The sequence below is a fragment of the Kitasatospora putterlickiae genome (assembly GCF_039527695.1).
GTDB lineage: Bacteria > Actinomycetota > Actinomycetes > Streptomycetales > Streptomycetaceae > Kitasatospora > Kitasatospora putterlickiae.
The window spans coordinates 29,526-30,494 of the sequence record NZ_BAAAKJ010000087.1; the positions used below are offsets into that span (position 1 = coordinate 29,526).

1 pseudogene is annotated in these 969 nt (G+C 80.7%); it reads left to right on the forward strand.

The features are described 5' to 3' along the window. Nucleotides 1-969: pseudogene (locus ABD308_RS09765) on the forward strand (hypothetical protein); the annotation flags it as partial.

The following is a 969-nucleotide window of genomic DNA, read 5'->3' on the forward strand; positions in this document are numbered from 1 at the left end:
CGGTGGCCGGACTGGCCCGCTCGGCGGCCACCGCCGGGGTGCGCGACCGGCTCGCCGCCGACGCCGGACGGTCGATCGAGGTGAACGGACGCTGGTCGGCGCACGGCCTGCCCGACGCCGACCGGGCGGTGCGCGCGGCGCTGGCCCGGACGATGGCCGGTACCCCGTTCCGCACCGAGACCGCCGTGCGCGGCGCCTCCGCGATCAACCTGCCGCTGCCGCCCGCCGCGCGCCAGCGGGCCGGTGACACCACGCTCGCCGCCATCCCGGTGGCCCTGCCCGACGCCGGCCGCTACGCCCGACTGCGCAGCGGCGCCTGGCCGGACGCCCAGGACGCCGCCCCCGAGGGTGCGCTGCGCGTGGCCCTCCCCGCGGAGGCCGCCGACCGGCTCGGCGTGGACAGCGGCGCCACCGTGCCCGTCCGCCACCCCGGCACCGGCGACCCGCTCACCCTCCTGGTGACCGGCGTCTACCGGCCCGACCCGGACGCCGCCGCGTTCTGGGCCGGCCTCGAAGGCGCCGACGGCGCGGGCCGCGCCCTGATGCCGGTCGACACCGCGGCCCTGACCGCGCTGCCCGGCTACGGGGACCGCGCGATCGCCGTCTGGCTGGCCCTGCCCGACACCGGGCGGTCGAGCCTGCCCGAACTCTCCGCGCTGCGCGGCCGGGTGGCCGCCTTCGCCCGCTCGGACACCGCCCGCTCGGTCTACCGGGGCGCCGAACCCGCGCTGGCCGACACCACGGTGCGCAGCGCCCTGCCCGCCGCCGTCGACGGCCAGGTGGTGCCGGCCCTGACGGTCCGCTCCGAGATCGCCGTCCCGGGCGCCCTGCTCGCCCTGCTCGCGGCGGTGGTCCTCGTGCTGACGGCCCGCAGGCTGGCCGACACGGTCGCCGCCGAACAGGCGCTCCAGCGCTCCCGGGGAGCGGGAGTGGCCCGGCTGCTCGGGGCGGCGGCCGGCGAGTGGGCCG